The sequence below is a fragment of the Pseudoalteromonas sp. B131b genome (assembly GCF_037162545.1).
Taxonomy (GTDB): Bacteria; Pseudomonadota; Gammaproteobacteria; order Enterobacterales; family Alteromonadaceae; genus Pseudoalteromonas; species Pseudoalteromonas fuliginea.
This window is the reverse complement of record NZ_JARLUZ010000001.1, coordinates 3,522,600-3,549,495: the sequence shown is the minus strand read 5'-3', so window position 1 is coordinate 3,549,495 and position 26,896 is coordinate 3,522,600. Positions and strand designations below refer to the sequence as shown.

Here is a 26,896-nt window from a genome sequence, read left to right as displayed (position 1 = left end):
CCAAGAGTCAAAGAGAATGCGAATAAACAGGCATATTTTGAGGTTTATTGTCTTTAGCTGAGCTTAAAAGCTCATATCTTGGTCGATTTTCATCAAATAGGATGACGGCATACTCTTTTATATCTTTGAGTGTTAATGCGTTTAATGCATTAAGTAACTTTTGCTGCATATTAAATTCATGATCTCTGTTGCCTATTGCAAGCCAAAAACGTTGCGAGCGTAACCGAAGGTTTTTATCTTTTTCAGCAATATGGGTCGTTAAGCCATGTTTCTGTTGCTGCCAATTTTCTTCATTAAGCTCATCGATGTTGGTTAAATATTTATTAACAAAGCTGTTATGTCTATGCATTAATGTTTTTGCGATAAACTTTGGCGATTGTATATAAAAAGCAATACCCGCACGAGTGTTAAAAGGAGCATAACCAGCCCCAACTAAATAACCTAGCTGTTGTGTGGTTCGTAACTCGTTAAAGTAGTCTTGGTTCATTAAGTGATTAAGTGCCATTAATTTAACTTTTTCGATTACACAATCAGTTTTTGCTTGATAATACACAACCATTGCATGGTCACTGCAAGGCAGCTCTAGTTCGTAGCGTGTTACTTTTTCAATTTCAAATAGCGGACGTCTTAAATCATCAATTATGGCTGCGTTTTTTAAGTGTTCGGCGACCTTTTTTGAAAGGCTATTGCATCACTTTGCTGCCAGTTACCATGTAAAAATGATTCAACATGTAGTGCTTTAAAAAAGTCTTGTCTGAATTCATTAAATTGCTGAAAACTTGTGTTTTTTAATGCTGATGCAAGTTGGTCTGGTTGTGGATTCCAAGGCATTACTTTAGCACCTAAAATACTAAACAGTTCACTAACTGGTTTGTTTTGGTTGCTATTTCGCCAGTGCCTGACAAGTTGTTTTTTGTATTCAGCAAAACGTTTTGCACAAATGTCGACATTAAAGAGGGCGTCAAGAAGCTCATCAACTAATTCTAATTGGCTAGACGATAATCCGGCTGTATGCAGTGTTAAACCGCCTTGGTGAGATGTTAAATGGTAACTTAGCCCTGCCAGCTCCGCTGGGTAAAATTGTTCACCTACGCTATCCATAAATAAATCAGTAAATAAGCGAGTCAGTGCCATGTGTTTTACGTCTTTTACTGCAAAGTCAGAGTCCAAGGCTAAATAAAAATGGCCTTTTGCTACTCTAAAAGTATTGTCTTGCTTAAACCAAAAGTCAAAACCGGGCTCTTTTACTAAAAGTTCAGGTTTTATTTGTGGTTTTTCTACATCATATAGCACTACATTTTTTGTTAAGTAAGGGTTTGCCGTTGGCAGTAGCATATCTTTCAGTGGTTTATTTATATCACTTAAAGCATCGAGCCAGCTGGGTGATATTTTTTCAACTTTATAAGGGGTGTTATACCATGCAGTTTTGTGTTCTGCTTCTACATCAGGGTGGATAAGAACAATACGCATATTATGCGGCGTTAACCATTGCATTGTGATTTCGTGGGTGGCTTTTTTAAAGCCCTCCATCAAGTAGTCGCCTTGTACATAATTGACTTCATCGTAATGTTGCATATTTATACTTAAATTACTGACCCAATCGATTAGACGTGACTTTTCTTGATTATCGAAAGCAATTTGTAATAGGTTTTTTTATCTTGATAAAGACGAGGTAACTTCTCTGTATTGGCATTAATTAAGCAAATATATTCAAACACCATTTCAATAATGTCTTCAAAATATTCAATACCTTCGTCAGTGAGCGCCATGCTTATATTAAAATCTTTAAAGTTACTGCCGTTAATACCGCCGCCAGCTGAGAGCGCATTTATCCAACCTTGTTCTTTTAAAATAGAGTAAAGAGAACCTGCACCTTCATAACCTAATAAATGAGCAATAAAACTCACCGTTTTATGGCGATAAAAATCATCAATATTTGGCATCGCAAAACTGACAATCAGTTTTTGCATATGTTTGTGCGGCTCAATATGCAGCACTTTCCCTATATCTTGTTTACGGTAAAGTGGCTCACTGATCTCTGGTTTTTTAAGGTTTTTATTACCGTTAATTTCGTTAAAATATGTATTAGTCCAGCTTTGTAAGGTGTCGAGCTCTTCATTGGCGCAAATAACTAACGTCATCCACTGGGCTTGATAAAAAGCATTAAAAAAATCCCGAAGTTCGTCACTTATACAGCGCTCCCTGTCTGCCAACGTTTGTAGATTACCAACTGAAAACTTGGCAAAAGGGTGGGCTGGATTTACCGTTTCTTTATGTGCTTGATAAATACGGCGGCCATCGTCTTTAATTTTTAGTTTAAATTCGGCTTCAATTGCGTTACGTTCTTTTTCGGTTTCGGCTGAGTTTAAAAGTGGCGCAATAAAAAAGCGGCTAAATTGCTCTAATGCATTTTTAAATTCTTGATTATTAATATCAAAAAATAGCAGGTATGCTCTGTGCCAGTCCACGCATTAGTGTTTCCACCGGCTTGAGATACATAATTATTAAAACTACCAGAGTCTGGAAATTGGTCAGTACCTAAAAAAAGCATATGTTCTAAAAAGTGTGCGAGGCCTTGTCTATCAAGAGGATCGTCAAAATGACCAGCATTTACTGCCATAGATGCAGCCGCTTTTGTTGAATCTTTATCTTGCACAAGTAGTACTTTTAGACCATTGTCCAGTGTAAGAGCTTTATATGCTCTGTTATCATTGCGACTGATATTCAAATGATGCTCCTGAAATTAAACGTTTGCTTGTTAACAACAGATGATAACTTCAGGAAAGTGGAATACGACTAAAAGGTTTACCTGAATATCACGAAAGAACTATTTTAGAAAAAAATAGGTTTATGTTTTTAATATAGCGGACAAATGGGCAAATTGGCTACTGTTTTATACTCTTTAATCGGTTGATTTTTTATGAAAACAATCCTAATAATGCGCCACGGCGAAGCAACACCGATGCAGGCTGATGATGCGGCTAGAAATTTGACTCAAACGGGTCATACTGAAGCCGAGAAAATGGGCCTATGGCTTGCTAAACACTACCCACCTGATGCCTTGTTAGTTAGCCCTTACATTCGTGCTCAGCAAACTGCAGAAAACGTTGCTAAAAATGCAGAGTTTAAATTTAGCGAAACATGCAGTGATATTGTGCCTGAAGGAAAACCGCAAATAGCAGCGGATTATCTCGAAACGCTTATAGCAGCACACCCCCAATGCAACACTTGGCTTGTGGTAGCACATATGCCAATTGTGAGTTATTTAGTTGATCAATTATGCCCTGGTAACATGCCTATTTTTAATACGGGTGCCATTGCTGTAATAAGTTACGATGAAAGAACTCAACGCAGCCAGTATATGAGTATCAATGCTCCCGATAATGTATAAATTTAATTAATAATATGAGTGAAGAAATGACTATTGAACGCCTTCAAACCGGTGCGCGCATGAGCCGTATTGTAAAACATAACGGCACTGTGTATTTATGTGGGCAGGTATGCGCCGACGCGCAAAAAGATATCAAAGAACAAACTCAAACTATGCTTGATAAAGTAGAGGCGCTGCTTGATGAAGCGGGAAGTTCAAAAGAGCATATGCTTAGCGCGACTATTTATGTAAAGAGCATGGAATACTTTGCTGATATGAATGCAGTATGGGATGCATGGGTAACCGAGGGTTATGCACCAGCACGTGCCTGCGTTGAAGCTAAAATGGCACGTGATGCACTGCTTGTTGAAATTTCAGTAGTTGCAGCTTTAAAAGAATAGTAGCTTTAATGAATCGCTCCCCCGTTGTACTTATTACAGGCTCTAGCCGAGGTATTGGCGCAGCTACCGCACTATATTTTGCAAAGCACGGTTATAATGTTTGCATTAATTATAAAGCTGATTTAGCTAGTGCAATGTTGGTGGCAGAAAAAGTAAAGCGATTAGGCGTTGAGGCTGAAGTAATTCAAGGTGACGTATCACTAGAGGCTGACGTTTTAGCTTTATTTATGCATATAGATAAAGTCTTTGGTCGGCTTGATGTACTAATAAATAACGCTGGTATTTTAAAACCACAAATGCCTTTGTTAGAAATGAGTGCTGAGCGCATAAACGTAGTTTTGACTACAAATATTACCAGTGCTTTTTTATGTAGCCGTGAGGCTATAAAGCGAATGGGAAATGGCGGCAGTATTGTTAATGTATCATCGAGGGCTGCTAAAACGGGCTCTCCTAATGAGTACATTGATTATGCAGCATCTAAAGGTGCAATGGACACATTTACTATTGGCTTGGCAAAAGAGGTGGCAAGTAAAGGTATTCGTGTTAATTCGGTTAGACCAGGGCTTATTTACACTGATATGCATAGCGATGGTGGTGAAAAAAACCGAGTCGATCGCCTTAAAAGTAAATTACCCCTTGGCAGAGGCGGTACACCCGAAGAGGTTGCTGCAGCAATTTACTTTTTAGCTTCGGAGCAGGCTTCTTTTACAACGGGTAGCTTTGTTGATGTAGCCGGCGGTTTGTAAGCTAAAGTAATAAAGCTAGCCAAAACGTAAAGCTAATAACACTTAAGATAGTAGAAAGTACGACAGCCCCAGCAAGGGTAGCTTCATGCTGCTTTATTTGATTCGCAATAAGATAAGCATTTACGCCAACAGGGGACGCACTTAAAAGTACCAATACATTAAGTATTTGCGTGTCTAGCTTAAATACATAGGTGCCTACCAATAAAACTAGCGCAGGCAATAAAAATATTTTTAAAATTGATGCTATTAACGCCGGTTGCCAATTTGCAGCTATTTTATAAAAAGCTAAATTTGCACCAAGTACAAATAGCGCACAGGCAATTGCTGGTTTAGCTAATAGCTCTAAACTATTTGCTAAGTCGGTAAACATTGTTACTCCTAATATGTTTAATATAAGCCCGCACCCAATACTCAGTACTATTGGGTTTAACACCATACTTTTTCCAAAGTGCGACCACGAAAATTTATCGCTACTACCTTTAGCGCCTATTAAAAAAGTAAGTGCAAATAACAATGTGCTATGAAAAGTAATGATCATAAACGCAATGGCTATCATCTCTTTGCCAAGCGATGCAATAACAATAGGGATACCCACTAACACCATATTTGAATAGCTAGAAGCAAGTCCAAAGACACCGTGTTGTTGGTAATTTTTTAAATGTTTTTTACTTAAATAAAAGCGGTCAATTAAAATACCCACCCCAAATACACTCAGAACAGGTACGTAAAAGCTCAAAAATGCAAAAAGGCTAATGCTTTGCTGTAAGTTAATTTGCGACATATTTAATAATAAAAAAGCAGGCAAACTAATATAAAAGGTAAACTTACTCAGGCCTGCAATATGCTGCTTGTCGAAAAATTTTAATCGGCAACAGCTATAACCAAACGCAACAATAAAAATGAGCGGAAAAATAATTGAAAAAATATGCACGTAGTTACATCCTAGTAATGGCTAAAGTTAGCGTCTAAATTCATCACTTTGCGGTAAATTAATTAAAATAAGTACAGCGCCTCTTCCACCATATTCGAGAGGGGCTTGGTGCATCGCTATTACGTCAGGGTGCTGTACTAAGTACTGAGGCACTTTGTGCTTTAGTACGCCACCACCAATACCGTGCACGACACATGCACAATAATAATGCTGCTTTTTACATTCGTGAATGAGTCCAGCGAGTTCGTCTTTAGCAAGTTCTTTATTTAAGCCGTGTAAATCTAGCGTCAAATCGGGTGCAAAGTCACCACGGCGAAGCTGTTTAGCTAGGAAAGTATCTTGGCCAGGTTTTACATATTTAACCGTGCCGTGGGTGTCTATATCGGGAATATAAACGTCTGAGAAAAAAATTCAGATTGAGCCTGCTTTTTTTGCTGGGCAAATTGCTTAGCTTGTGACACCTTAGGCTTTGTATCAAAACGATGAGTATCTTGTTTAAATACTTTGGCGCCTGTGATCGTTTGACGAAATAAGCTTATGTCGTCATTGCTTAGGGACGAATGTGATGGAGTGTCTTTTTTCATAACTATTACCTAAACAAAAAAACGTAAAAACGCAGCGCAAAAGGCGGTACAATACTTAAATGAGGGGCAATTGTAATTTGCCCAGCGCAGATAGGCAATGCAATCGTCTTAAAGACTCAAAACAGTCAGTAAGCTAATACAGGTAAAAATATATGAGCGATTTACAAATAGAAGAAGCAACACTCGAAGAAGCCGTTGCAGAACTGTCAACTTTACATGACTGGTTACGTTGGACTACAAGCCAATTTGCAAGTAGTAGTATATTTTTTGGACACGGTACAGATAACGCATGGGATGAAGCTGTAAGCTTATTACTGCCTGCGCTTAGCTTGCCTGTTGATGCGCCAAAAGAATTAATGCACGCGCGTTTAACAAGCACAGAAAAAAACCGACTTGCGGGTCTTATTGCAGAACGTATTAACGACTGCACACCAGTACCTTACTTAACAAACATTGCATGGTTTGCGGGTATGCCATTTTATGTGGATGAACGTGTACTTATACCTCGCTCACCGTTTGCTGAGCTTATCAGCAACCGCTTTACACCCTGGCTTGAAGAGCCACAATCGGTAAACCGTATATTAGATTTATGTACGGGTTCGGGTTGTATCGCAATTGCACTTGCGCAAGCTTTTGAGCAGGCACAAGTTGACGCGGTAGATATATCGTATGAAGCGCTTGAAGTGACAGACATAAACATTAACGATTACATGTTAACTGAGCGCGTGTTACCGATTCAGTCTGATGTATTTAGCGGTGTACCAGGTCAAAAATACGACCTAATAGTAGCAAACCCACCATATGTTGATGCAGAAGATATGGCTGACTTACCACGCGAATTTCATCATGAGCCAGAGCTTGGACTTGCATCAGGCCACGATGGTTTAGATGTAACCCGTACTATATTGAGCGAAGCGAGTGAACATCTAACTGATAACGGTTTGTTATTTGTAGAAGTTGGTAACTCTATGGTACATATGGATGCACTGTATCCGGGCGCGCCGTTTGAATGGATTGAATTTGAACAAGGCGGCTTAGGTGTATTTGTAATTAGCAAAAAGCAGCTAGATGAGTATTTTGCAAAATAAGTAAAAAATGAATAGCCAAGCCCTGTGCTTGGCTATTGGTAGTCATTAGGAATGAGGAAAGTTAATGGCAGGTAATAGCATTGGGCAGTTATTTAAAGTGTCCACCTTTGGTGAGAGCCACGGCGTTGCATTAGGCGGCGTTGTTGATGGTACTCCCGCAGGTCTCGAAATCACAGAGGCCGACTTACAAATTGATTTAGATCGCCGAAAACCAGGCCAAAGCCGTTACACAACGCAGCGCCGTGAAAGCGATCAAATAAAAATATTAGCAGGCGTTTTTGAAGGTAAAACCACAGGTACCAGTATTGGTTTACTTATCGAGAACACCGATCAACGCTCGCAAGATTATGGCAAAATAAAAGACGTATTTCGCCCTGGCCATGGCGATTACACGTATTGGCATAAGTACGGCTTGCGCGATTATCGTGGTGGTGGTCGTTCGTCTGCACGCGAAACTGCAATACGCGTAGCGGCAGGCGCAATCGCTAAAAAATACTTAAAGCAATTTCATGGTATTGAAGTTAAAGCCTGTTTAAGCCAGCTTGGCCCTATTAAAGCGGAAACGTTTGACTGGGACGAAGTGGAAAACAATTTATTCTTCTTCCCTGATGCGAGTAAGCTTGAAGCGCTTGACGACTATATGCGCGATCTAAAAAAACAAGGTGACTCAGTAGGCGCTAAAGTAAAAGTAGTGGCAAGCAACGTACCGGTAGGACTTGGTGAGCCAGTATTTGACCGCCTAGACGCCGAACTTGCTCACTCATTAATGAGTATTAACGCAGTTAAAGGCGTGGAAATTGGTGATGGCTTTGATGTAGTAGAGCAAAAAGGCTCTGAGCATCGCGACGAGCTAACCCCTGAAGGTTTTACATCAAATCATGCAGGTGGTGTACTTGCGGGTATTTCGACAGGGCAAGATATTATTGCTTCTATTGCGCTTAAGCCAACGTCGAGCATTACCATCCCAGGTAACAGCATTAATACAAGCAACGAAGCGGTTGAGATGATCACCAAAGGTCGTCACGATCCGTGTGTTGGCATTCGTGCAATCCCGATTGCTGAGGCAATGATGGCTATTACATTAATGGACCATTTACTGCGTCAACGCGGACAAAATCCACATGTAAACCACGAACACGGGCCAATTAACGGCTCAGTGTGATTAATTTATTTTTTAAATTAAACTGAGTGGTTTAGTGTATTAGAGCACGGTTTTATATCGTGCTTTTTTACGTTTACTCTTTTATAAATCAAGTTTTGTGACTATTAAAAATTTGCAGTGATTATTTCACTAACTCTTGTTTTAGCGGATTATGTGGTTGCTTGCTCGGTGTTACAGTACTAGGGCGTGTTGACCTTTGTGGATTGAAATTTGTTCAATCTAGGGTCGATTTAATCGCGGCGCGAGGTTTGTAACCTAACGGGTTAAGTAAAAACCGAGTAACAAAGAGTTAATTGTCCCTAGAAAGAACCCAAAGGGCAGCGCATGTTTGGCATTTATGCTGCGTTATCGCCTATTTATGGGGAATAACCACACATCATAGGCTCTGCCTTGCTCAAATACCAAACATACTGCTGCAAATTCACCCACGAAAGGTCAACACGCCCTAGGTAACTGAATCAAATACAGAAACCAATATTGTTGCTGTCATTAAGAGGGGGATATAACTTAAATACGAAGTGGTTTTTTATATTTTTAAGGGGGCTGTACCCCCAAGTTTAGCTTAAAATTTTAATAGCGGTAATGAGCTATTTTTTTGATCTGTCCAATGTACTAACTCAGTTTTTGGATAGGATTTCAACGGCGATAAATCACTTACCTTAATAGCATCCAAAAATAGTTGATTACTTGTTAACACAACCCACTCCGAACCTAAAGCGGTGAGCTTTGTTGAATTATGTTTAAATTTTATTAATGCTTTTGCAAAGTTAGTACTATGCGCTTGGAGTACTGGTAGTAAATCTATATGGTTATTTGATATATGGATAACTAAAATACCGTTTTCACTTAATCGTTGCCAGTAAAGCTCAAGCGCTTCCTGAGTTAATAGGTGGGCGGGAATTACATCACTAGAAAATGCATCAATAACCAAGGCATTCATTAAAGGGGCATTGTTTTTAAGCTCGTTTACTAATGAGACTCTGCCATCACCAATGGTTACATTTACTTTAGCTTGGGTGTTTTTAAGATAATCAAAATATGTATTAGCCATTTTGTATACTGCGGGGTTTAGCTCATAAAAATGGACTGTATCGTGCTTGTCAGCCAGGCTAGCCAATACTCCTGCACCTAACCCTATGACGCCCATGCTGAGGTTTTCTTGGCTTTTAAGTATCGCCAGCGACTTAGCTACGCCAGTGTGCTGATGATAGTAACTGTTAGTGAGTGAATTTTGACCATGCAAAGGCTGCGAACCATGAATTGTGGTGCCATCAATTAAACGTCTTTGTGCAAGCTCTGCAGTATTGATATCTTTTACTGTGAGGTAGCCATAAAAATTTCTTTGTGATGCAACGTTATATTGATTGAAACTAAAATAAAGAACGAGATAACAGCCACACCACAGAGCTGACGCGCCGATTTGCAGCGTATTTATTTTTTTAATTTAGTTATTTGAATGTAGCTAATGAGAGTAAGTAGTACTGCCAAGCTGACTATATATTCGGTGATTTGTTCAAATAACACCGGAGCAAGTAACGTGGTAAATAAGCTGCCAAGCGCGCCACCTAAAGCAATATACAGGTAAAAGTGTGTTAGTAATGTGCTTTGTGGTGCAAGTTCTCTAAGTTCACCGTGGCAAATCATGCAGCCAGTAAATAAAATAAAGCTATAAATTATAATTTGTGAAACAGCGTTAAATTGGCTCCCTAAAAAGTACATTATCAACCCTGCAAACGCGCTTAATATAAAAGCATATACCCAAACAGAACGGTTATAGTTGTTTTTATTGGCAAACGTATAGCTAAAAGTCACTAAATAGATAGCAAGCGGCATGACCCATACAAGTGGCATTGGTGGGATATTAGTACTGATCATTTGTGTTGTCGCAATTAACATGATTGAGCTTGTCGCGGATAAAATAATCCAAAGTACATTTGGTTTTTTTGACATTTTTTGTGTAAGCGGTAACGGTGATTTATTTTTTTGGTGCTCATGCTCAATAGCTTATAAGCTAAACTGATTAATAGCATGCAGTAGATAAGCAGCCCGATTTGCCAGTAATCTTTTTGTTGCTGTAGTGAAAAAAACACCTCAAATATAATTGGGTAGCTTATTAAAGCTAATAAAGAGCCGAGGTTAGAAACCGAATACCAATGATAAGGCACTGTATTTTCACCGCGCTCTATGTACCATCGTTGCATAAGCACACTTGTGGCACTTAGCAGCATAAATACTAAGCCAATTTGATTCAGCAAGTTTGCAATCACTGACCAGTAGGGGTTAAAGTAAAATTAACTTGGAACTTGTTAAGGCTAATTAAGCTTGCTAAAACAACAAGCGAAATATGGATTACCATTTGTTTTTTTAGTGGATAACGAGTTAAAAAGTGTGCGTAAAAATAGCCAAGTAATAAAACAGTTTGATAAAAAAATAGACTGGCAGACCACACCGATGCGCCGCCCCCAAATCGAGGTAACAGCTCTTTAGATAACATAGGTTGAATTTGAAATAGCAAAAAAGCGCTAACAAAAATGGTTAAGATAAATAAGATACGAAGCATGGATTTTAATTGTTAATGAATAATGCGAGCAGCATTGCGGATAATAGATTAAGCAGCAATGGAATTACCCTAGAGTTTCTCTTAAGAAAACCTTAATATATGATTTATAGTAATTTATTGGAGTAGCCAGTGGGCCGTTTTGTAATAGGGGAATTTGCTATAGATGTAAGCCGCTGTAAAATATCATCAGCTGACACAGAGCAAGTCGTTGAACCCAAAGTAATGGATGTACTGCAATATATGTATTCACATCGGGGCTCTGTGGTTAGCCAAGAACAAATTTTTTCAGCCGTATGGCCAAATGCTACATTTAGCCCCAGTTATGTGCAGCGCTGTATTGCATTGCTTAGAAAAGCATTGGGTGAAGATTCAAAAAATCCACGATATATTATTACTCATCCAAAACGAGGCTATAGCCTTGAAGTAGCTGAGCCTCAGCCTAATAAACCCAAGCGTATATACTTATCAGCGTTGGTAATTTTAATGGTTACACTGGGTGGGATCGCAAGTTGGCTTTACCCCGATACACCGCAAGTAAAGACACGTTTTACCAAATTGATGCCTATTTCTTCGAGTGAAGAAAATGAATCGAGCATTTCTTTGTCACATAATGGTGAGTATATAGCCTTTGTGCGTGGTGATAAGTCAAAGCAAGCTATCTGGTTAAAAAACTTACGCTCAGGAAAAGAAGTTAAATTAACACAAAAGCAATCAACCTATCACAGCCTAGGGTGGAGCAGTGATGACAGTGAAATCGCATTTGTGAATCAGGATGATACCCAGATATTGGGGTATTTCACTTTAGACAAGCTGACATTACAATCGGCAAACTATAGAACAATTTATACTTTTAAAGACTTTAAGATTACGAGCCAGCAGTTAGAGTGGGCGAATAACAATCATATTTATTTCATTGAAAAACGCCAAAGCGATAATCATACTCAACTAAGTACAATTGATTTAATAACCCAAGAAAAGCGTGTTATTAAGGAAGCTGCGGGGCAAGATTGGATGATGTTACATGCATTATCACCGAGCCAGAAGTCTATTGCTCTAGCTTCTGAATCTGGTCAAAACCAATACAGAATTGATTTGTTCGACATTGAAACAAGCTTGACTAAAACATTAGCAACGGTTGAAGATGGAGTGCAGGGGTTGAGCTGGCACCCCAATGCACAACAATTATTGATTAGTAATAAACATCAACTTCAGCTATTAAATTTACAGGGGCAACTGACAAAGTTGGCGTTTAATAACTACCACATTATTAGAGACGCGCATTTCTCGTTGTCAGGTAACGACATTTTAATGGAGTTAGTAAAGGTTGATGTGGATATTATTCGCTCAACTCGTCAAGAGCCAACGCAATTTGAAACGCTTGTAGATACCTCATCAGTTGACTTTTTACCGGTGTACTCTCCCGATTCGTCTAAATTTGTATTTGAATCTCACCGATTTGGTACAAAGCAATTATTTTTGTATGAGAATGGGACGCAAACGCTGATTTTTTCTAACCCAAACAATGAAGAATTATTTGGTATCGTGTGGTCAAAAGACGCAGAAGAAGTGATCACTGCCAGTAAAAATACACTCTTTAGAATTAATCTAAAAGAACAAAGCTTTGATAGTATTCCTCATTCCTACCATTCATTTTATCTACGAGAAATGTATCACCACGAAGCTGCTATTTTAGTTTCTTATCGCGCTGCAGACGGAGTTACTTTCCATCCTGCTAAATTTGATTTAGAGACGCTTGAATTAACACCATATACAGGTTCAGGAAAGCGCTTGGCGTGCTATGCAATGGATATTGATGAACAGGATCTGGTTTACTTTTCTAATGAAAAACAAGTGTTTAGGATGAACGAAAAAAACGAGCTAGAAATTATTTGGAAATCACCAGCAAAAGAGATTATTGGTTTGGCCGTTCACGAATCGGTTATGACAGTAACATTTGCAGATAAAGACGGGTATGAGATGAATGAAATAGACTTCAGAACAGGAAGTAGTAAGGCGATCTTTAAAGGCAATGATGATGGAAAAATGTTAATAAACGCATCTCATGACTTTCAGCAGTTTCTTTATTTAACAGAGCCGAAAAGAATACGTACCTTAGTGCGCTTAAATTAACAGCTTTCATGAATGAGTAGGCGTTAATTTATGATTATTAAAGTGAGATTTTATGAATAATAACGCCAAAAAAAGCAACACTCGAGCGTTTTAGTCAGATAACAGATAGTAGTATCCGAATTCCCTTTACCAATTTTAAATTTGGGGTTGAAGCAATAATTGGTATTGTGCCAGTTATTGGTGATTTTGCAGGCTTAATCTTATCAAGCTATGTATTATTTGAGGCTCAAAGATTAGGTGTAAGCTGGCATATCAAATTTCGTATTTTACTAAATATTGCAATTGATTTTATTGGCGGGTTAGTTCCTATACTTGGTGATATTTTTGATGCCTTTTTTAAAGCAAATACGCGTAACACCTGCTTGTTAAAAAATCATATCAAAAAAATATGAAATTAACTTAATATAGTATTCAGAATATGAGCTTCGCGTTGAAGCTGTTTATATTAAAAATTTAAATAAAATTGATAACTTTTCTTACGTATTGTCCATTCACTTGCCTGTAACATATTGGCAGCAAAATGTAGCGGCTATTCCTAAGACGTAATCATAAACGATTAGTTTTTTACAAAAAAATATACACAACTTATAGAATAAATCGTCAATGTTTAGAAGTTTTTCTCATTAATGAGTTTATTTTTTCGCAATTGATTTATTAAACTCTTCAACAAGGGTTATTTTGAGGAATTATCTTCATATCAAGCAATGCTAAAGTGGTTTATATTCATCAATAGATGAATTAATAAGCAGAGAGCATTATGACAGCCAAAGCAGGCAGACCCAAACAAGATGACCCTAACCAAGAATCAGCCAGACAAAGCCTGATTGACGCCGCCAAAATTTGTTTTTCAGAAAAAGGGTTTGATAGCGTTTCAACGCGAAAGATAGCTAAAGAAGCGAATGTAGACGCTGCAATGATTCGCTATTATTTTGGTTCAAAAGCAGGTTTGTTTGAAGCCGTAATGCAAGATACATTAGCGCCCGTGATAGCGCAATTTCAGCAAGATTTGACTCCAGATGCACAGCTCAACCCATTACGACTAATGCAGACCTATTACCGGATGATAGCAGCAACTCCGATGCTACCAAAACTGATTTTACATGTACTAGGGCAAAAGGATAATCCGCAAACTTTCGCTATTTTAACTAGTGTTTTTGATAACATTTTACGGTGTTCCGAAAGCTGGATAAAAGCATTTGAGCAGCAGGGTCACCTTAATCCAAACCTTAATACAGATTTTATACGTTTAAGCTTTATGAGTTTAATGGTGTTTCCGTTACTAGCTCCTGAATATGTACAAAAGCAACTAGGTGTTGAGATAAGAGAACGCTGGTTAATGGGACTGGCGGAACATAATCAGACTCTTTTAGAACAGGGGTTGTTTAACTTTCCAAATAACCAAAGTGATGACAATGAGGAGGGCGGATCATTATGAAAATGTGCTTGTTATTGTTATTTATAGGTCAACTTTTTCTATCTGGTTGCGATACGCAAGATATTGATTATGCAATGGGAACTGTAGAGCGCGACAGAATTAAGCTTTCATCCCCTGCGTCAGAGCAGATTGTTGATATAAAGGTACACGAAGGGCTTGTTGTTCATCAAGGAGATATTTTATTACAGCTTGATACAGTGCGTGCGAATGCACTGGTTTCTCAACGAAATGCCGAACTAGCACAAGTAAGTGCGGCATTGAGTTTACTAAATGCTGGTACTCGTGTTGAGCAATTAAATGCGGCAAAAGCAGCCCTAGATGCTACACGTTCAGACAGTAAAGAAGCTCTGCATCAGTATCAACGTATTATTAAACTTTATAAAAACCATGCTGTTGGTACTGCTGATATGGATGTAGCAAAAGCAAAGAGAAATAGTACCAAAGCTAAACAAAATCTTGCTCATGCGCAGTGGTTAGAGTTAAAAAATGGCGCGCGTCAGCAAGATTTGTCACAAGCTCAGGCTCGAGTGGACGCTGCAAAATCGGCTTTATTATGGCAACAAAAAACAGCAGAAGACCTAACTATTAAAGCACCTGTCGATGGCATTATTGACAGCCTACCTTGGTATAAAGGTGACCGTGTAATTACAGGGACGGAACTAATGAGTGTTTTAGCTATTGCTAAGCCTTATGCCAGAGTTTACTTACCTGCATCAGCATTGATGAAGGTTAAGGTAGGTGATCCAATTGATGTATTTGCTGATGGAATTAATACACCTATTAAAGGACGAGTACGCAATATTCGTTCACAACCTGCCTACACTCCATTTTATGCTTTAAATGAACGCGATAGAGCGCGATTAATGTACTTGACTGATATTGATCTTTTGCAAGCAGAAAGCTTACCCACAGGGCTTGCTGTTGAGGTGCATATACCATGAGTAACTATGGAAATATTGTGTCTGAAACAGTTGAGCATGCAATACAAGCTAAAGGTTTAAGTAAACGTTTTGGTGATAAACTAGCTGTGAATAAGCTCGATTTAAATATTCCAAAAGGAAGTATATATGGTTTTTTAGGACCTAATGGGTGTGGTAAGTCGACCAGTATTCGTCTATTAACCGGTTTATTAACGCCGACAGAGGGAGACGTTACTATTCTAGGAAAGCCATTATTAGGTAATGAAGAGTTGTTTAAAAAGCGTATAGGTTATATGACGCAAAAATTTTCCTTATATGACACTTTAACAGTAGAAGAAAACTTAAATTTCGTTGGTTCAATTTACAGCTTTTCAAGACAGCGTAAGAAAGTTCGGGTTCAAGAGTTACTCCACTTATATGGCTTAGAACAACAGAAAAATCAATTTGCAGGCTCTATGAGTGGCGGACAGAAGCAACGTTTAGCACTTGCTTGTGCAACTTTACATTCCCTGAACTCTTATTTCTTGATGAACCAACTTCTGCTGTCGATCCTCAAAATCGACGTGAGTTCTGGGAGCGGTTATTTGATTTGTGTGATGTAGGAACCACTATTTTGGTATCTACGCATTACATGGATGAGGCCGAACGTTGTCATGCACTGGCTATCTTAGAACAAGGTAAAAAGCGCGCTGATGGTTCCCCTCAAACATTAATGGATGCAATGCCAGCGCATGTTGTCGAAGTAAGTGGAGACAAATTAAGAGAGTTAAAGCATACACTCATTATAAACTCTAACGTCTTGTCAGCGGCTCAAATTGGTGCACACCTTAGAGTATTAGTAAAACATTGTGTACAAGACCCATTAACGTTTATAGCAAAATTTAGCAACAATCGAAAAGCACTAATCGTTCGCCCAAGTCTTGAGGATGTTTTTGTCGCCTGTACTGGAGGTAGAAATGTGGACTAGAATTTATGCGATTTTTATTAAAGAATTAAAACAACTATCTAGAGACCGAATGACTTTTGCTATGATTTTGATGATCCCATTAGTACAACTAATGCTATTTGGTTATGCAATTAATACTGATGCAAGGCATATCCCGGTTGCGCTCGTGGATTTTAGCCAAACATCACAAAGCAGAGCCATTGAACAAGCAATTACGGCTACTCAATCGGTTAACTTTGTTGCACGATATAATTCAATCGAAGAAGCTGAGCAAGCAATTATACAAGGCAAAATTAAAGCGGTATTATATTTACCAAGTGATTTGACTCGGCGGCTATTTGATCATTCTCTTTATAATCATCAACAAATTAATTCGTCAATGACTAGACCTATTGGGCAATGGATAGTGGATGGTTCTGATACGGTTATTTCATCTGCAATTAGAGGGCTACGTAATATGCCGTTGGATGAGATAAGTAATCGGCCTATTATTCAAAAGGCTCCCAGTTTTGCTGTGGTTCAGTATTTTAATCCAGAGCAAAGAACAGTGGTTAATATTGTTCCAGGTTTAGTGGCTGTTATTTTGACAATGACAATGATTTTGTTTACTTCATCGGCAATCGTTCGTGAACAAGAACAGGGAAATATGGAGTTTTTAATAACTACTCCGGTGCGGCCGATTGAGTTAATGGTTGGTAAAATAACTCCTTATGTGTTCGTTGGGTTGATACAAGTTGTTATTATTTTAAGCGTTGGTTTTTGGGTTTTTTCTGTCCCAATTCATGGAGGGATACTTTCTTTGCTAGTAGGATCTATTTTATTTATTGCAGCAAGTTTAACATTAGGGTTAATGATTTCAACGATAGCAAAAACGCAATTGCAAGCTATGCAAATGACTATATTTATTTTACTACCCTCTATTCTGCTATCAGGGTTTATGTTTCCTTATGAGGCGATGCCTATTGTTGCACAATGGATTGCTGAGGCGCTTCCTGCAACTCACTTCATGCGAATTATCCGTGCTATTGTATTGAGAGATGCAAGTATTTTAATATTAGAATATGATGCTATTTGGTTAGGGGTATTTGTCTTCGTTGGGTTAATTATTGCTTCGTTGCGCTTTAATAAAACATTAGAATAGGGAAGTTTCTCCAGAACAATTATATGGATTCACATAATTAATCAATTCGTTCTACACAATAGAGTTTAGATGAGCACTTATGTATAGCTCTAATTGCTTTTTATGTCGCTGGTCCAGCTGTTTTGTAGTCATAATTATTTTTATTAGTGCGTAAGCTCTCCTGACCGTTTTGTTAGTAAACGTAGTTAGTGCTGAAAATAGCTGCTCGAGATAGATTTATTACCCAGAGTTCAGGTTAACTATTATGTTGTCAGGAAAAGGTGCTTTACATACTTGAAAAACATCTTTGCTAAATCAATAGCCAGTACATTATGATATTTTAATTTACTTTTCTCTAGCTATGCACTTTTAATAGTAACTAGTCAGATTTATGCGTAAATAGCTAGTTCATTGCAAGTAAATTCAATGCAGTTAGTCGAAAATAGTTGCTTGAGATAGAATCTTTCCAGTGTTCAGGTTATTCATTTTCCCAAATATGTATTACTTAGTGAGAAATTTAAATGCATTTATTTATTGGAAACAAAAATTACTCTAGTTGGTCGCTCCGAGCTTGGTATTTGATGAGTAAATTTAATATACCGTTTGAAGAAATCCAGCTGGTACTCGACACCCCCGACTTTTACAATGAACTAAAAAAGACCTTTGCTGTGCAAAAAGTTCCAGCGTTAATCGATGGCGATTTACAGGTATGGGATTCGCTAGCAATTTGTGAATATATTAACGATGCTTACTTATCGGGCGCTGCATGGCCAAAATATATTACCCAAAGAGCTAAAGCGCGTGCGCTAAGCGCTGAAATGCATTCAGGCTTTATGGCGTTGCGCAGCGAAATGCCAATGAATATAAGAGCTACCCGTAAAGTAGGCTTATCGAGCGAAGCATTAAAAGACATAGCCCGTATAGACGAGATATTTGTACAGCAACAAGATGTGTTTCCAAATGAGTGGTTTTTTGGTGACTTTAGTATTGCTGATGCTATGTACGTACCTATTGTATTGCGTTTAAAAACGTATCAAATTACGTTATCGCCAGAGGCGCAACAATATTGTGACTTTGTTATGCGCTGCTCAGTATTACAAGTATGGATCACTCAGGCATTAACCGAAACCGACATAGTAGACTGCGACGAAGCAGGAAAAGACGTTTGACACCCTCATCACTTTTACTTTAAGGGTAAAAGCCCGTACAATTCGTCTCGTTTTTAGTGCGCTAATATGGCGCTGTAACCGAGACGAATTAATCAATTTTTATGCATCAAATAGCTGATCTAATTTCAATTTTTGAGCGCACTTTTTATCAAAGTCACAATACACGACTGATAAAAGGCGATTGTGAGCCTGTGTATTTACCAGCAACAGAGCAGGTGCCATATCACCAAGTTGTATTTGCGCATGGTTTTTATGCCAGTGCATTACATGAAATAGCACACTGGCTGGTGGCCGGTGATGCACGTCGGTTATTAGAAGATTACGGCTACTGGTACTGCCCAGACGGGCGCGACAAACAAAAACAAGCTGAGTTTGAAAAGGTAGAAATAAAGCCCCAAGCTATAGAGTGGTTATTAAGCACCGCAGCAGGGTTTAATTTTAATGTGTCGGTGGATAACTTAAACGGCGAGCAAACATGTCGGTTTGATTTTCAGCAGCGAGTACATGCACGGGTATTATCGCTAATCGAAAATGGCTTTAACTCTCGTACAGAGTCACTTTTAAAAGCACTGTGTGATTTTTACAATACAACGTGGCCCTTAACAGCGCAGCAATTTAATTGGCAACATCCAAAGGAGCTTTGTAATGGCGTTTAAATTAGGCTTAATTGTAAACCCTGTAGCAGGTTTAGGCGGCACAGTTGCCTTAAAAGGCAGTGATGGCGCGCACACAGCCGCTAAAGCAATTGAATTAGGTGCAGAGCCAAAAGCAAATATCCGTACAAAAGCAGCGCTTGAGGTGCTATTACCTTATAAAGAACGCTTAACTATTTACACTGTTAACGGTGACATGGGTGAGCAAACAGCAAAAGCTTTGGGCTTTAATGTAGAGGTTGTATATAACACTTCAGCAATAACAACCTCAGATGACACAGAACAAGCAGCAAAAATACTTAAAAACTCTGGTGTTGATTTAGTTTTATTTGCCGGAGGCGATGGTACAGCACGTAACATTTGCCATGCAATAGAGGATACCATTCCCGTACTTGGTATCCCCGCAGGTTGTAAAATTCATTCTGGTGTTTACGCTATTACGCCAAAGGCTGCAGGGCGCGTAGTCGAAATGTTGGTTAAGGGTGAGTTAGTTACCTTAGCCGATGCAGATGTAATGGATATAGATGAAGATGCTTTCAGACAAGGCACAGTAAAAGCCAAACGCTACGGCGAAATGCAAACACCTAGCGAAGTACGCTATATGCAAGCGGTTAAAAATGGCGGTAAAGAAACCGACGAACTCGTACTTGCCGACATTGCAGCGCATGTTGTATCGCAAATGGATGAAGACACATTTTATATTATGGGTAGCGGCTCAACGGTTGAAGCCATAATGGAAGAAATGGGGCTTGAAAATACGTTACTTGGTGTTGATTTAATAAAAGATCAAACCTTAGTTGCCCAAGATTTAACGGCTAAACAATTACTTGAGCTTACACATGATCAAAGTACTAAGTTAGTCATTACGCTTATTGGCGGGCAAGGGCATATATTTGGCCGTGGTAACCAGCAATTGAGTCCTGTGCTTATACGTGCAATTGGTAAAGAAAACATTATTGTAGTAGCAACAAAAACAAAACTACAAGCGCTTAATGGCCGCCCCCTTATTTGTGATACAGGCGATGGCGAATTAGATGATGAATTAACGGGTTATATTAAAGTAACCACCGGATTTAACGACCATATTATGTATGCAGTAGGGCACCAAAACCTTGAAAAATTGGATGCTTTGCAAAACTAGGAGATTAATAAATGAGTTTAGTGAACTATATCGATGCAGCCCAGCAGTACTTCGATGATTTAGTAATAAAAGCAACTGACGATGAGTTATTTGCAGGCGGCTATTTACGAGGCCACTATGATCTTGCAGTAGGCTATGCCGAAGTAGAAAAGCTAACAATTAGTATCGATGAGCTAAACGAAACAGTAGAGCAAAGCTTAGTTAAAGCATATCGCAACGGCGAGCTTAACGAAGAAGACAAAACATTAGTTGCACGCTTGTGGGATGAAGTTAAAGCCCTCGCTTAACCCTAAGTGGCAAAAAAACACGATTTGTTTATCACTATCGTGTTTTTTTGTGCCAAAATTTTTAAAGCAAATCCTCATGTTAATTTACTGTTTCGTTTTTGTGCGGTATTGTTACTGAAATAAACTTTAGGAGCGGTAAAAATGAATAATAATCAAGACGCTTTACCTTCAGGGGTCGCTGCGCGTTTTTTAAATTTTGTTGAGCGGGTTGGGAATAAGCTTCCAGATCCAGCCGTAATATTTCTATTTGCAATGTTATTAATTTGGTTGTTGTCGTGGTGGTTTTCAGGCGTAAGTTTTGATGCAATAGACCCACGTACCGGTGAAGCGATTATTATTAATAATATGCTGGCAAGTGATTCGCTTGCTACCTTTTTATCCTCTATGGTAAAAACCTTTACTGGCTTCGCTCCCTTAGGTGTCGTTTTAGTAGCTATGTTAGGTGTCGGTGTTGCAGAGCATTCGGGCTTTATTAATACCGGCCTTAAGTTAATGCTTAAAGTTACTCCTAAAAAGCTATTAACGCCTTCAATCATTTTAGTGGCCATTGTGAGCCATACCGCTACTGACGCAGGTTATGTATTAGTTATTCCACTTGCCGGCGTTATATTTTATGCTGCAGGACGCCATCCGCTTGCGGGTATTGCAGCTGCATTTGCAGGAGTCAGTGGTGGTTTTGGGGCTAACTTTATTCCATCAGGTATCGACCCATTACTACAAAGCTTTACCCAAAGTGCGGCGCAAATAATTAATCCTGCAATAACAATTAACCCGTTAAATAACTGGGCATTTGCTTCAGCATCTAGCTTATTTATTGTGGCATTAGGCTGGTACATTACCGATAAAATTATTGAACCACGTTTACAAAAAACAGCGGTTGATGGTGTTAAAGAGGATTTACCTGTATTTGAAGATGCACGTGGTGATGAAAAACGGGCCTTTTATATAGCCAGTACCGTGATGATTACAGGGCTTGCGTTATTAGCATTTGTTTCTGCTCCAGACGATTCTGCAATGCGCAGTATTGATGGATCCCTTACTAATTTTAGCTCTCCTTTAATGCAATCAATTGTACCACTAATATTTTTACTTTTTGGATTCCAGGCACTGTATATGGTTTTACGGTAGGTACCTTTAAAACTTCAAAAGATATGATTGATGCTATGAGTAAAGCGATGAGCGGCATGGCATATTATATCGTTATGGCGTTTTTCTGTTCGCTATTTATTGCTGCATTTAGTAAATCAAATTTAGGTGCATTACTCGCAATCGAAGGCGCGCAGTTATTAAAGGCAATGGAATTGCCAAGTGCAGTAACGGTTGTGGGCATTATCTTTTTAACTGGCTTTGTTAACTTGTTTGTAGGTTCAAGTTCAGCAAAATGGGCGTTACTTGGCCCCATTTTTGTACCGATGTTAATGCAACTTGGCATTTCGCCAGACTTAACTCAAGCCGCTTATCGTGTAGGTGACTCAAGCTCTAATATTATTACACCGTTAATGCCATACTTCCCATTGGTGGTGGTGTACTGTCAAAAGTATGTCAAAGGCACCGGTATAGGCACTTTAATTGCTATTATGCTGCCGTACTCAATCGCCTTTATGATTGGCTGGAGTATTTTTTTATTAGGTTATTGGGCACTTGGTATTCCTTTAGGTTTAGATGCAAGCTACATTTATCCAGCATTGCCTTAACCTAAACCTTTATGAACCTCACTTACTTGAGTGAGGTTTTTAAATAAAAGTCCTGTAATGTAAAAGTAAGTCTAAGTTACCTTTCTAAATCTCTCACTATATAGCCAAACAAGCTGGTCTCACCAACAATATACACATAATCATTTTTGTTGTTCATTATTGTAGACTTATCGTCATACCACCTAAAATCATGAATCTTATTCGTTTTAGGGTCTTTGAAGTATAAACGAGTACAGCTATCTTCATACTCAGTGCCACACTCTTGTACATCGGTCAGGATGTATTCTTTATACCAATAGTCGCCTTGCGTGTAGTAAGCCCATAATTTAATAGGATCAGAGATAAAAACATAGAGTATTCCAAAGATTAATAAAGGGGATAATGGGTACATGAAAATGGATGCTAATTTTATTTTAGTATCTGATAAATTGTATTTAAGTGATTCTCTATATTTACTGCAGCGTTTATATTTATTGAATATAAGTATATTTAAATAGATAAATAGTGCACAACAGATAATAGGAAGGGTTATAAAGAAAACAACGTCGTATAGTTCATTTGAGATGAATGGTGGATCTGTAAAGTCCATTAAAATAGGTATAGTGATGCATAATAAAATGGGGAGTACTATTGCTACAAAGAGCAAGTTGTCGTAAATCTTTTTCAATTTTTAATTCGTCCGTGAATTATAGCCTTTGTCTAGTTTACAGAATTTTTGTTATTTTAAAATCAGAGAAATGTATTTATAGGCATTAAGTAACCCGAACTCAGGCTAAAAAAACTATCCCTAGCTGCTATTGAATTGACGCGAAAGTTTACCTTGTTTTCATTGTAGCAACAGCTTAAAAACAAAAAAACCTTGTCACTTTCGTGGCAAGGTTTTTTATTAAAGAGTCGTTGCTTATTTAGCTGTGAAGCTTACAGGGCGACGTTCTTTACGAGGACCGCTGCGCTTATCACCGCGTGCGCCGTCATCTTTATTAAAGCTGCGTTTCTTATCACCAGCTGGACGCTCAGAGCGTTCGCCACGTGGTTCAGCAGGGCCTTGATCAGTGGTAATTGTTAAGCCCATAGGGCGTTTACAAATAAACACTTTTTGGAAATGATCAAGTACATCTTTAGGCATGTTTTGCGGTAATTGAACCGTGCTGTGATTGTCGTGCAGACGAATATCACCAATAAACTTGCTTGAGATGTCAGCTTCGTTAGCGATAGCGCCAACAATGTTTTTAACCTGAACACCATGTTCACGACCTACTTCGATACGGTAAGTATCCATAGGACCTGCATCACGGCTGTTACGTTCGCGAGGTTTACGCTCAGCGCGTTCACCACCACGTTCGTTACGACGTCCACGGTCACCACGGTCGTTGCGTGAATTACGGTCGTTACGCTCGTTACGTTCACGAGGTTGAATCTTAACTTCTTCAACTTTAATTGGCGACTGTTGCTGTGCTAAACACAGTAACGCACCCGCTAAGCTTTCAAGAGGAAGGTCAAGTTTTTCAGCCATGTTAGTAGCTACTTCATTGAAGAACGTGATGTCTTTGTTTTCAAGCGCAATAGTTAATTTTGCTTGTAACGCTTCGATACGTTTTTCTTCAACAATTTTTGCTGTTGGTAATTCAACTTGAGCAATTTCAGACTTCGTATGACGAATGATATTTTTAAGTAAATAACGTTCGTTATGTTTTACGAATAAGATTGCTTTACCAGTACGACCAGCACGACCTGTACGGCCGATACGGTGAACGTAGGCTTCAGAATCTTGTGGGATATCGTAGTTGATAACTAAGCTTAAACGGTCAACATCTAGACCACGAGCTGCTACATCTGTTGCAATAACAATGTTTAGCATGCCACTTTTTAAGCGATCTACAGTGCGTTCACGTGCTTGCTGGTTCATGTCACCGTTAAGTGGAGCAGCAGAGAAACCTTCGCGCTCTAATAACTCAGCAAGTTGTACTGTATCGTTACGTGTACGAACGAAAACAATAGCACCTTCATATTGCTCAGCTTCTAAGAAGCGAACAATTGCTTTATTTTTATGTACGCTTGCATTCCAAAACACTTGCTCAACAGATGATACTGTCGAGTTACGCGCAGAGATATGAACCTGTTCAGGATTGTTCATATATTTGCTGCTGATGTTTTGAATTTGCTTAGGCATAGTCGCAGAGAAAAGACATGTTTGCTTTTCGCGCGGTGTTTTTTCCATGATGTTTTCTACATCATCGATAAAGCCCATACGTAACATTTCATCGGCTTCATCAAGTACAAGTGCTTGTAGAGCATCAAACTTGATAGTGCCACGGTTAATGTGATCGATTAAACGACCTGGAGTTGCAACAATAACCTGAGCGCCACGACGAAGTGCGCTTAATTGGATACTGTAGCTTTGGCCACCATAGAGTGCCAATACTTCAATACCACGAACATGTTTAGCATATTGTTCGAATGCCTCAGCAACTTGGATCGCAAGCTCACGTGTTGGTGTGAGTACAAGGATCTGTGGCTGTTTCACAGACGGGTCAATATTATTTAGTAATGGCAGTGCAAATGCTGCGGTTTTACCTGTACCCGTTTGAGCTAGTCCCAGTACGTCCTTTCTTTCTAGCAATAACGGTATACATTGAGCTTGGATTTCAGATGGTGTCTTGTAACCCAACTCTTCAACTGCCTTCAAAATTGCAGGAGAAAGATTTAGAGATTCAAACGTGACTGGTTCTGACATTAATACGCCTCAACGAATTTAAAGAGGCGCGCATTATATAGGATTCGCGAGGCAAATGCTTGTATAAATTGAAACTAATTTCTATGTGTTTGATGTTGGTCGAAATTTAACCAGTTCAATATTGGGTTTATTGATCTGGTTAACATATTTGATACAAAGCTTATTTATACAAGCCTAGGTTTTCTTTTGCGTAAGCTTCAAATTCGGTAAATCCACCAATGTGATTTTGGTCTACAAAAATTTGCGGCACTGTTGGGCAAGGTTTGCCTGCTGACTTTTCAAGATCGGCCTTACTAATGCCTTCTTTAATTATATCGATGTAACGAAATTTAAAGTCATCACGTTCATTTGTTAATTGCTCTGCTACGTCTTTGGCGCGTACACAAAATGGGCAGCCTTCACGGCCAAAAATTACTGTTAGCATAATGCTCTCCTTTATTTGATTGATATCATTTTAAATGATTAAAAAATATTTTAAAGCGCAAAAAATCGATTGGACTGTTCTAATAAAGCATAAATACAGGAAGTCGCCCCAATATGCTTCGCATTATGATTTTTAAAATGCGAATACGGCTAAAGTGTTTTTAATATTAATTTTTAAGTTATTGAATATAGTCAATAAAGAATGTTTATAAATGTGGCATGTAACTTGATTTAAGCTAAGTATACAAAGTTACATAAGATACATATGAATACTCAAAGCCATATTTTAAAGATTATCCAAGGGGTAATAGGTAAATACTGCGAAACACAAGAGCGGTATATGTCAATTACTTTAATCAATGAGCTGCAATGCAATTACGTATGTTTACATGCGCCTTATGAACACGTTTTAGCGCAATGCGAAAAATTTATTATTCCTGCTTTGAAGTCAGTAAATGATAATTTTGTGCTAAAAGTTAGATCGAATACCTTAGGAGTTAATGTTTGCTATTGGATAGATGATGCTAACCAAGAAAATACATTTGATGTGGATGGTCTGTTAGTTACCAAACAACCTATTGATTTAGCACTTAGGCTTAATCAAAATGTTGGTGTTTTAACTGATTGCGAAACATTATTTAAAAGCTGTTCAATAATGTCAGCGCACACTCATGAGCTGTATGCTTTTAATTTTAGATTATACGAAAATACTTGTAATGAATTTCTACAACTCGAGGACTTACGACACTTAAATAGTCATTCTCTAATGCGAAAGCTGGATACTAACTTTTTAAAAAATAGTATAAAACTTTATGCTATTGGTAAAGTTGATGAACTAAATAAAGACATAGAATTATCAGGCAATGTGCTTGGATGGCCCTTTTTTGATACAGACTTGGTCGCTATTCGAACTTCATTGTATGCCCAGAAACGCTTGTCTGTATTAGTTGCTGACGATAGCTTACCAAGTCAAGTAGCGACTAAAGTGATGCTTGAAATGCTCGGTTGTTCGGTAACATGTGCAGATAACGGTGCTAGTGCATTAACGCTAGCTTTAAATAATCAATTTGATTTACTGCTTTTAGATGAATGTATGCCAGAAATATTTGGCAGTGATGTAGCGCAGCAGTTAGTAAGCAAAAGTACTTTAAATACTGATACACCAAAAGCTATCTTGTCGGGTCTCACAGATGATGTTCAAATAGCAAAATTATTTAAAAAAGGCATTACGCATTATTTACAAAAACCAGTCACAAAAGCGGATCTGGAAAAATTTATTAAGCCTTGGCAGCTTAATTAAATTAGCCGGCTAATAATACCAACCTGCATAAACCTTTGATCAATTTAACGAATTAAATTGCACTATAACGTTGTTAAAAATTTTTTATTTAGAACAACTAGA

General features: G+C 38.4%; 22 protein-coding genes and 4 pseudogenes. 18 read left to right on the top strand and 8 right to left on the bottom strand.

Features of this window, described 5'->3' with window-relative positions; translation table 11 throughout:
* Positions 1–7: 7 nt before the first annotated feature.
* Positions 8–2,728 (bottom strand): annotated as a pseudogene (locus tag P4S65_RS16325) (insulinase family protein).
* A 192-nt stretch (positions 2,729–2,920) separates the two neighbouring features.
* On the opposite strand from P4S65_RS16325, the gene sixA reads away from it, so the two are divergent.
* Genes sixA through P4S65_RS16310 form a run of 3 tightly spaced genes read left to right on the top strand, consistent with a single transcriptional unit; the run spans position 2,921 to position 4,517 of the window.
* Positions 2,921–3,391 carry a phosphohistidine phosphatase SixA gene (gene sixA, locus P4S65_RS16320; protein WP_007377738.1) on the top strand — a complete coding sequence of 157 codons (471 nt, stop codon included), beginning with the start codon at positions 2,921–2,923 and terminating at the stop codon, positions 3,389–3,391.
* Positions 3,392–3,417: 26 nt separating this feature from the next.
* On the top strand, positions 3,418–3,771 hold the full coding sequence (locus P4S65_RS16315; RefSeq protein ID WP_024591642.1) for a RidA family protein: 354 nt from the start codon (positions 3,418–3,420) through the stop codon (positions 3,769–3,771).
* An 8-nt stretch (positions 3,772–3,779) separates the two neighbouring features.
* Entirely contained in the window at positions 3,780–4,517 is a 738-nt protein-coding gene (locus tag P4S65_RS16310) for an SDR family oxidoreductase (RefSeq protein WP_033028245.1), read from the top strand.
* A 1-nt stretch (position 4,518) separates the two neighbouring features.
* On the opposite strand, the gene P4S65_RS16305 is transcribed toward P4S65_RS16310, so the two are convergent.
* Together P4S65_RS16305 and smrB are read right to left on the bottom strand one after the other, a co-directional pair.
* On the bottom strand, positions 4,519–5,448 hold the full coding sequence (locus P4S65_RS16305) for an AEC family transporter (RefSeq protein ID WP_096793454.1): 930 nt from the start codon (positions 5,446–5,448) through the stop codon (positions 4,519–4,521).
* 27 nt (positions 5,449–5,475) lie between these two features.
* Positions 5,476–6,032: pseudogene (gene smrB, locus P4S65_RS16300) on the bottom strand (endonuclease SmrB).
* A 152-nt stretch (positions 6,033–6,184) separates the two neighbouring features.
* Between smrB and prmB the strand changes: the two are divergent.
* A complete protein-coding gene (gene prmB, locus P4S65_RS16295; protein ID WP_002962167.1) occupies positions 6,185–7,120 on the top strand; it encodes a 50S ribosomal protein L3 N(5)-glutamine methyltransferase in 936 nt (311 codons plus the stop codon).
* Between the two features lie 64 nt (positions 7,121–7,184).
* The gene (gene aroC / locus P4S65_RS16290) at positions 7,185–8,282 is read left to right on the top strand and encodes a chorismate synthase (RefSeq protein ID WP_337120587.1); all 1,098 of its coding nucleotides are present in this window, start codon (positions 7,185–7,187) and stop codon (positions 8,280–8,282) included.
* Positions 8,283–8,844: 562 nt separating this feature from the next.
* Here the strand turns inward: aroC and P4S65_RS16285 are convergent.
* Both P4S65_RS16285 and P4S65_RS16280 read right to left on the bottom strand, forming a co-directional pair.
* On the bottom strand, positions 8,845–9,543 hold the full coding sequence (locus tag P4S65_RS16285; RefSeq protein ID WP_337120777.1) for a spermidine synthase: 699 nt from the start codon (positions 9,541–9,543) through the stop codon (positions 8,845–8,847).
* A gap of 170 nt (positions 9,544–9,713) precedes the next feature.
* Complete coding sequence (locus P4S65_RS16280; protein WP_337120586.1) at positions 9,714–10,232, bottom strand: hypothetical protein; 519 nt, start codon at positions 10,230–10,232, stop codon at positions 9,714–9,716.
* A 372-nt stretch (positions 10,233–10,604) separates the two neighbouring features.
* Between P4S65_RS16280 and P4S65_RS16275 the strand changes: the two genes are divergently transcribed.
* From P4S65_RS16275 to P4S65_RS16220, 12 genes and pseudogenes are all read left to right on the top strand, one after another.
* A complete protein-coding gene (locus P4S65_RS16275) occupies positions 10,605–10,769 on the top strand; it encodes a hypothetical protein (protein WP_337120585.1) in 165 nt (54 codons plus the stop codon).
* A 202-nt stretch (positions 10,770–10,971) separates the two neighbouring features.
* Positions 10,972–12,972 (top strand): winged helix-turn-helix domain-containing protein, encoded by a 2,001-nt coding sequence (locus P4S65_RS16270; protein ID WP_232525472.1) that lies wholly within the window; start codon positions 10,972–10,974, stop codon positions 12,970–12,972.
* Positions 12,973–13,028: 56 nt separating this feature from the next.
* Positions 13,029–13,364, top strand: coding sequence for a DUF4112 domain-containing protein (locus P4S65_RS16265; RefSeq protein WP_337120776.1), 336 nt, complete (start codon positions 13,029–13,031; stop codon positions 13,362–13,364).
* A gap of 365 nt (positions 13,365–13,729) precedes the next feature.
* Positions 13,730–14,407: a TetR/AcrR family transcriptional regulator gene (locus P4S65_RS16260; RefSeq protein ID WP_033028251.1), complete on the top strand. Its 678-nt coding sequence runs from the start codon at positions 13,730–13,732 to the stop codon at positions 14,405–14,407.
* Positions 14,404–15,348: an HlyD family secretion protein gene (locus P4S65_RS16255; protein WP_050482411.1), complete on the top strand. Its 945-nt coding sequence runs from the start codon at positions 14,404–14,406 to the stop codon at positions 15,346–15,348. Before P4S65_RS16260 ends, P4S65_RS16255 begins: the two co-directional genes overlap by 4 nt.
* Positions 15,345–16,294: pseudogene (locus P4S65_RS16250) on the top strand (ABC transporter ATP-binding protein). The gene P4S65_RS16255 and the pseudogene P4S65_RS16250 overlap by 4 nt, the downstream one beginning before the upstream one ends.
* Positions 16,284–17,414: an ABC transporter permease gene (locus P4S65_RS16245; RefSeq protein ID WP_033028252.1), complete on the top strand. Its 1,131-nt coding sequence runs from the start codon at positions 16,284–16,286 to the stop codon at positions 17,412–17,414. Before P4S65_RS16250 ends, P4S65_RS16245 begins: the two are co-directional and overlap by 11 nt.
* Before the next feature lie 500 nt (positions 17,415–17,914).
* The gene (locus tag P4S65_RS16240) at positions 17,915–18,562 is read left to right on the top strand and encodes a glutathione S-transferase family protein (protein WP_337120584.1); all 648 of its coding nucleotides are present in this window, start codon (positions 17,915–17,917) and stop codon (positions 18,560–18,562) included.
* 101 nt (positions 18,563–18,663) lie between these two features.
* A complete protein-coding gene (locus P4S65_RS16235; protein WP_033028255.1) occupies positions 18,664–19,218 on the top strand; it encodes an elongation factor P hydroxylase in 555 nt (184 codons plus the stop codon).
* Complete coding sequence (locus P4S65_RS16230) at positions 19,208–20,356, top strand: ATP-NAD kinase family protein (RefSeq protein WP_337120583.1); 1,149 nt, start codon at positions 19,208–19,210, stop codon at positions 20,354–20,356. The genes P4S65_RS16235 and P4S65_RS16230 overlap by 11 nt, the downstream gene beginning before the upstream one ends.
* Positions 20,357–20,367: 11 nt before the next feature.
* Entirely contained in the window at positions 20,368–20,643 is a 276-nt protein-coding gene (locus P4S65_RS16225; RefSeq protein ID WP_007377754.1) for a YfcL family protein, read from the top strand.
* 141 nt (positions 20,644–20,784) lie between these two features.
* Positions 20,785–22,337: pseudogene (locus P4S65_RS16220) on the top strand (AbgT family transporter).
* Positions 22,338–22,413: 76 nt separating this feature from the next.
* Here the strand turns inward: P4S65_RS16220 and P4S65_RS16215 are convergent.
* The 3 genes from P4S65_RS16215 to P4S65_RS16205 form a co-directional block, all read right to left on the bottom strand.
* Positions 22,414–22,728: a hypothetical protein gene (locus tag P4S65_RS16215; RefSeq protein WP_232224766.1), complete on the bottom strand. Its 315-nt coding sequence runs from the start codon at positions 22,726–22,728 to the stop codon at positions 22,414–22,416.
* A gap of 510 nt (positions 22,729–23,238) precedes the next feature.
* On the bottom strand, positions 23,239–25,071 hold the full coding sequence (locus P4S65_RS16210) for a DEAD/DEAH box helicase (RefSeq protein ID WP_306723813.1): 1,833 nt from the start codon (positions 25,069–25,071) through the stop codon (positions 23,239–23,241).
* 160 nt (positions 25,072–25,231) lie between these two features.
* Positions 25,232–25,495 carry a GrxA family glutaredoxin gene (locus P4S65_RS16205; protein WP_007378969.1) on the bottom strand — a complete coding sequence of 88 codons (264 nt, stop codon included), beginning with the start codon at positions 25,493–25,495 and terminating at the stop codon, positions 25,232–25,234.
* A 339-nt stretch (positions 25,496–25,834) separates the two neighbouring features.
* Between P4S65_RS16205 and P4S65_RS16200 the strand changes: the two genes are divergently transcribed.
* Entirely contained in the window at positions 25,835–26,794 is a 960-nt protein-coding gene (locus P4S65_RS16200) for a response regulator (RefSeq protein WP_337120582.1), read from the top strand.
* Positions 26,795–26,896 lie beyond the last annotated feature (102 nt).